At 55.0% G+C, this 6,098-nt stretch carries 4 protein-coding genes; 3 read left to right on the top strand and 1 reads right to left on the bottom strand.

Features of this window, described 5'->3' with window-relative positions; translation table 11 throughout:
* Positions 1–4: 4 nt before the first annotated feature.
* Positions 5–1,933, bottom strand: coding sequence for a DNA mismatch repair endonuclease MutL (gene mutL, locus VGM48_RS20830; protein WP_331582364.1), 1,929 nt, complete (start codon positions 1,931–1,933; stop codon positions 5–7).
* Positions 1,934–2,091: 158 nt separating this feature from the next.
* Here mutL and VGM48_RS20825 point away from each other — a divergent pair, with 158 nt between their 5' ends.
* From VGM48_RS20825 to VGM48_RS20820, 3 genes are all read left to right on the top strand, one after another.
* Entirely contained in the window at positions 2,092–5,148 is a 3,057-nt protein-coding gene (locus VGM48_RS20825; protein WP_331582363.1) for a glycoside hydrolase family 3 N-terminal domain-containing protein, read from the top strand.
* 103 nt (positions 5,149–5,251) lie between these two features.
* Positions 5,252–5,704: a DUF6934 family protein gene (locus tag VGM48_RS25655; protein WP_414711260.1), complete on the top strand. Its 453-nt coding sequence runs from the start codon at positions 5,252–5,254 to the stop codon at positions 5,702–5,704.
* Positions 5,670–5,900, top strand: coding sequence for a hypothetical protein (locus VGM48_RS20820; protein ID WP_331582362.1), 231 nt, complete (start codon positions 5,670–5,672; stop codon positions 5,898–5,900). Before VGM48_RS25655 ends, VGM48_RS20820 begins: the two co-directional genes overlap by 35 nt.
* Positions 5,901–6,098 lie beyond the last annotated feature (198 nt).

Below are 6,098 nucleotides of genomic sequence, written 5' to 3'. Positions count from 1 at the left end.
CCAACTATCGGCCGAATAGCTTTTCCACATAGTCTTTTTTGAACTCGATATAGGTGGGGTCGCCGCCGGGAGTGACGTTGTGCTGGACACAGGCGAAGAGATCGTCGACCAGCATCCGCATTTCCTTTTCTGCCAGCGCGGTCCCTGCCTTCACGGCATTTTGGCGCGCGAGTGTGCGGATCAGTTTTTCACGCCGGGAGAACCGGATCTCGCTGACAAAGTTTTTATATTGCTCGAGCAGCAGTTCGATCACGCCTTTCTCGCTGCCCTGCCCGGTGTCGGCCGGGGTGCCCTGGATGATAAAGCTGTCTTTTCCGAAGGGCTCGATGGCATATCCAAGGGGGAGCAGATCGGGTAACAATTCAGTGAGCAGGACGGCGTCGGGCGCGGAGAGCGTCAGCGATGCCGGGAACAGGCTTTTCTGGCTGGGGATCTGCTGACCCACGGAGGCCGTCTTATAGCGTTCGTAGAGTATTCTTTCGTGCGCGGCCTGCTGATGGACGAGGATAAAGCTGCGGTTGGTTGGGGTAACGATATACGCGTTGAGCAGTTGTTGCAGGGGGGCGTTCTCGATCGGCATGATCCGCGTGGCGGTGCCGCCCCATTCGCTGCCGGGGGTGTGACCGGCGTTGATCCCGGTCGCAAGGCTTCCCGCGGAGGTGCCGGGTGCTGCCTCTTCGTCTGTCGAGGGCGGGGTGCCGGTGCCGGCGGGGTTTGAATTTTCCTTCGCTGCCCGGTCGGCCGGGGACTCATAGAAATCCTTCCAGTGACGCAGTTCGCTTTTGTTCGTGGGCTCGATAAAATGCGCCTGATTCTTCTGGGTAAAGGTCTGGTAAAGCGAGGAAGAGGCAACGGCGGCCTTGCGCTCTTCGGAGAGGGGCTTGTTCACCGCATCCAGACCCTGGATATTCGGGTCGAGATCGAAGTCCAGCGTAGGGGTAATGCTAAACTGGGCAAGCGCATGTTTCACCGCGGCCTGAGCAAAGGCGTATACGATCTTCTCATCTTCGAACTTGATCTCCTGCTTGGTGGGATGTACGTTGATATCCACCTGCGTGGGGTCCAGATCGATGAACAGTACATATAGAGGAAAGCTGTCGCGGGGGATCATCTCTGCAAAGGCGCCGTTGACGGCGTGATTCAGATAGGCGCTGCGGATAAAGCGATTGTTGACAAAGAAATACTGGTCTCCCCTCGTCCTCTTGGCGGTATCCGGTTTGCCGACAAACCCATAGATATTGAGATAGTCCGTATTCTCCTGCACCGACACCAGTTTCGAGGTGTAGGAACTGCCGAGTATCTGAACGACACGTTGTTTGAGACTTCCCTTTTCGAGGTGTATCTGCTCCTGGCCGTTAGCGGTGAAGGAGAAGAAGATGGAGGGAAAGGAAAGGGCGACCCGGGTAAACTCGTCGAGGATATGCCTCATCTCGACCGGGTTGCTCTTTAAAAAATTGCGGCGTGCGGGGACGTTGAAGAAAAGATTCTTCATTGCGATGCTGGTGCCGACGGGGAGGGCCGCGGGCTCCTGCCGGGCGACCCGGCTGTTCTCGATGTCGATAACGGTGCCGGCCTCATCTTCCGACCGCCGGGTCTTCATCTCCACCTGTGCGACGGCGGCAATGGAAGCGAGGGCCTCGCCGCGAAAGCCCATCGTTTTGATATGAAAAAGATCGTCGATCTCCCGGATCTTGGAAGTGGCATGCCGCTCGAAAGCCATCCGTGCGTCTGTTTCGCTCATCCCCTTTCCGTTATCCACCACCTGGATCAGTGCCTTGCCGGAATCCTGCACATAGAGGCGGATCTCCGTAGCTCCGGCGTCGACGGCGTTTTCCATCAGCTCCTTCACGGCACTGGCCGGCCGCTGGATCACTTCCCCTGCGGCGATCTGGTTGGCGATATTATCGGGTAATAATTGAATGATGTCTGGCAATTCTGGCTTATTTTCGTGATTCCGCTTTCGCGATCCAATTTTAAGTGCAATTTACGTCGTAGAAACGGAACGGAGTTCGGTTCGCACGCGAAGCGGGCAGATATTATGGTATTGAGCCAAAAAATTATTTTTTGGCAATTTTTTGGCGAAATTCGATTATGAGAAAAATCATCCTCCTGCTACCCTTTATGGCCGGCATGATCCACGGCCTTGCTCAGTCTTCAACCAATCTTTCCGCCGATGCCTGGGTAGACAGCGTCTTCAAGACCCTGTCGCCCGATGACAAGATCACCCAGCTGATGGTCGTCCGGGGTTCGGGAATCGACGCCGCGACACGCCGGCCGGTCTTCTATGACCAGCAGCTGGACGAGGCAGTTCGCAAATACAATGTCGGCGGCATCTGTCTGTTTCAGGGCGATCCGCTTACCCATGCCGATCACATCAATCACTATCAGAGCATAACCCGGACCCCCATCCTCTTTTGCATCGACGCGGAGAACGGATTGGGGATGCGGATGGACAGTGTCGAAGGGCTGCCCCGGCAAATGATGCTGGGCGCCACCAGCGACCCGTCGCTGATCTATCGCTATGGCCGCCTCGTGGGGCAGCAATGCCGCCGGATCGGCATCCAGGTCAACTATGCTCCGGTGGTGGATGTCAACAACAACCCTGACAACCCGGTGATCAACGACCGGTCCTTCGGCGAAGACAAATACAAGGTCGCGGACTATGGTGTCCAGTATGTAAAAGGCATGCAGGCTGAAGGGATCATGGCTTGTGCAAAGCATTTTCCCGGTCATGGCGATGTCTCGGTCGATTCGCATTTCGATCTGCCCGTGATCAACAAAGACAAAAAACAGCTGGATTCGCTGGAGCTCTACCCCTTTCGTGCGCTGTTTAATGCCGGTGTCGGGAGCGTGATGATCGCCCACCTGTATATTCCCGCTATCGACAACCAACCCAACAGGGCTACCTCGCTCTCCTACAACAACGTAACAAAGCTGCTGCGGAAGCGGCTTCATTATCCGGGTATCAGCTTTACCGATGCGTTGGAAATGAAAGGCGTGGCGAAATATTTTCCCGACGGGGAGGCTGCTGTACAGTCCCTTATCGCGGGCAACGATATGCTTTGCCTGCCCGGCGATATCGCCCAGGCGCTGGAGAAGATAAATGCGGCGATAAAGGAAAAGAAGCTTCGGTGGAAGGATCTCGATGCGCGGGTGAAAAAAGTCCTCTATGCAAAATACAATCTGGGTCTGGCCACGTGGCGTCCGGTGAGCAAGGCGCACCTGACGGCCGACCTCAACGCCGGTATCCCGGCAATGCGGCATGATGTGGCGGTCGACGCGATCACCCTCCTGCGCGAAGACCCGGCCGTTTTCCCCCTGCGCAGCAAGGCGGAGGGCACGAATGGCGGACAGGGGTTCGATCTGGTGGGCACGGGTCTGTCGGCCATGAAGAAAAAACAGAAGAACATCGCCTATATCGGGATGGGGCTGACGGAAGACAATGCGTTTAGCCGCCGGATGCGCAACGATTATCACGCGCATGTCTATTTCTTCGACTACGACCTCGACAGCGCAAAAGCTGCCGCGGCGCTGGAGTTGCTGGCCAACCGCTATGAAGCGATTGTTATCGGCATGCACAACTATGCCCGTTTTCCCGCGCGCAACTTCGCCATTAGCCGGCCGGCCGCCTGGCTGCTGCATGAGCTGCAACAGAAGGAAAAAGCCGTGACCCTGTTCTTTGGTAACCCTTATGCGATAAAGAACAGCTGCGACGCAAAGACGCTGATCGCCTGTTACGAGGATGATTCGGTGACCCAGACGGTGGCCGCCGACCTGCTCAACGGCAAATTTGTCGCCAAGGGTCATCTGCCGGTGTCGGTATGTGACGAATGGAAGGCCGGTGCCGGGATCGCGCCGGTTCGGGCACTTGCCACCGCATCGCCCTCGCTGCTGGGGATGGATTCGGTAAAGCTGCAAAAGATAGATGCCATCGCCAATGAAGCCATCGAAAAACGGGCTACGCCGGGCTGCGTGGTGCTGGTGGCCAAAAACGGGAAGATCGCCTATGAGAAGGCGTTTGGTTATATGAGCTACGACCGGACGGAACCTGTCTATACCGAGACCATCTATGATATGGCTTCCTGCACCAAGATCTGCGCGACGACGATGGCGGTGATGAAACTGTATGACGAGGGCCGGCTGGACGTTCAAAAGACGTTGGGCGACTACCTGCCCTGGGTTAGGGGCAGCGACAAGGATACGCTTCGTCTCTGGGATATCCTGCTGCACCAGGCGGGTCTCGTTCCCGATGTCGTCTTCTATAGGGAGATTGTCGACAGCACCAAAGAGCAAAACTCGTTGCCGGGATTTTTTACGCCGGTTCCCGACTCTACGCATGGCGTGCGGGTGGCCGATAAGATGTATTTGCGCAACGACTGGCGGGATACGATGAACCTGCGTATCGTGCAGAGCCGGCTTCTCCCGCGGAAATATATCTACAGCGATAATGACTTTATCTTTCTGGGGATGATCGTGGAGGCGATTAGCGGGATGACCCTCGACAAGTACGTAAAGAAAACCTTTTACGATCCGCTGGGGATGGAAGTTGCCGGCTTCAAGCCGCGAGAGCGGTTTCCGCTGGGCCGTATCGCCCCTACGGCCGACGAGCCCATCTGGCGTCATCAGTTGATCCGCGGCGATGTACATGATCCGGGCTCCGCCATGTTTGGCGGCGTTGCGGGGCATGCCGGCCTTTTCAGCGATGCCTATGATCTCGCGTTGCTGGAGCAGATGATGCTCAATGGCGGCACGATGAATGGCATCACCTTTTTTAAGCCCTCCACCATTAAATTCTTTACGGCCTATCACACCAATATCAGCCGTCGGGCCCTCGGCTTCGACAAGCCGGAGAAGGACAATGCGACGCGCAAGGAACCTTACCCCTGTCTTTCCGCTTCGCCCGAAACTTTTGGGCATACCGGGTTCACCGGAACCTGCGTGTGGGTGGATCCGAAATACGATCTCATCTTTATCTTCCTCTCCAACCGGGTCAACCCGATAGAGAACAATCCCCGGCTTTCGAGCCTGAGTATCCGGGGGCGGATCCAGGAGACGGTGTACCAGGCGATGGGGGTAGACGCGAATGCGTCGACGAAGGCGCCGGCGCCGCCGGCGAAGAAGAAGTCGCGGCGGAAGAGGCATAGCTAGTTGAAGAAATTTTTTTGCGGGATAAAAAGTGTTGCTAAATTTGTTAGCAGCACTTTTTTGTTTTTAGAAAGGGAATAGTTTTTAGAATGGAAATAGGTGGGGTATGGAATGGGAGAGGTATAGTATTGAGGAAGATGCGGATAGCAGGACCTATGAGTTCTGTAGCGATGGACCTAATGGTCGGATCAGGAAAGCTGTGAGATTTCAGCACAGGCCAGGATTAGGCCGGAACGTGTATAATCTTTTATTCGGCGACTATGATCCTGGGACGGGTCACATCGATGATCGTGTCATCAGTAACAATGGGGATGCAATGGCGATATTAAGGACCGTCGCTGAAGCGGTAGAAAATTTTGTAAATTTGAATCCTCAGGCGATCATCCTGATTTTGGCTAGCTCAGCCTCGCGGATGAGGTTGTATCAAATGAGTATTGCATCGGCCTTACCTGAGATCAGTGCGAAATATGAGGTACTGGGAATAAAAAATGGCGAAGACGAGCCATTTAAAAAAGGAGTGAACTATGAAGCGTTTCTTGTTATTAAGAGATTTGCGTAGAGCTATAAGAACTGGAAAGCCGCTCAAATTTCGTGGGAGTTTTTACAAAAAAGGAGAAACCTATCCCCTTTATGTCAGCGATCGGCCAATAAACAAAGATGATCCGTTTTATAAGATGAAAGCGGAAGAAGCCGATCGTTTTTTCAAAAACCTTCGTCTCCCTGACTATCTTGTCGAACGGATGAATGCCCGCTAATTTCCTATTTCGATTTTTTTACTCATGGCTTTGCGGTGGCACCAGTCTTTGCTTTCAGCGCGGAACCCGGCTTTGCCGCAGCGTTCGCCGCGGGCTTCGCTGTTGCACGCGGCTTCGCGGCGGCCCGCGTACGCGTTTTCAGAACGGGCAAACGCTCCTCGACCGGCACGGCATTCGCCTCGCCATAATGCTTCGCAA

The sequence above is a fragment of the Puia sp. genome (assembly GCF_036500295.1).
Taxonomy (GTDB): domain Bacteria; phylum Bacteroidota; class Bacteroidia; order Chitinophagales; family Chitinophagaceae; genus Puia.
This window is presented reverse-complemented; position numbering and strand designations above follow the sequence as displayed.